The 415-nt window shown below is 73.5% G+C and carries 1 protein-coding gene; it reads left to right on the top strand.

Features of this window, described 5'->3' with window-relative positions:
- The coding region (locus IE94_RS0134525; RefSeq protein ID WP_030192543.1) for a substrate-binding domain-containing protein at window positions 1-415 on the top strand (415 nt) is incomplete at both ends.

The following is a 415-nucleotide window of genomic DNA, read 5'->3' as shown; positions in this document are numbered from 1 at the left end:
GGTCTCGGGAGTCGTCTTCGCCGGGGGTCTGTTCGCGCAGGCGGACGCCCCGCACGACCACTACCGGCTGCTCGCCGAGCGCAACATCCCCGTGGTGCTGATCAACGCGTCGATCGAGAACCTCGACTTCCCGTGCATCGCGTGCGACGACGCCGTGGCCGTCGAGCAGTCCTGGCGGCACCTGGCGTCGCTGGGCCACGAGCGCATCGGGCTGGTGCTCGGCCCTTCCGACCACGTCCCCTCGCGCCGCAAGCTGGCCGCCGCCCGCGAGACGGCCCGGGCCGCGGGGACGGAGCTGCCCGAGGAGTTCGTCGAGCGGGCCATGTTCTCCCTGGAGGGCGGACAGGCGGCCGCCACCCGCCTCCTGGAACGCGGCGTCACCGGCATCATCTGCGCCAGCGACCCCCTCGCCCTC

This window comes from Streptomyces violaceorubidus (genome assembly GCF_000717995.1).
GTDB classification, from domain to species: Bacteria; Actinomycetota; Actinomycetes; order Streptomycetales; family Streptomycetaceae; genus Streptomyces; species Streptomyces violaceorubidus.
This window is presented reverse-complemented; position numbering and strand designations above follow the sequence as displayed.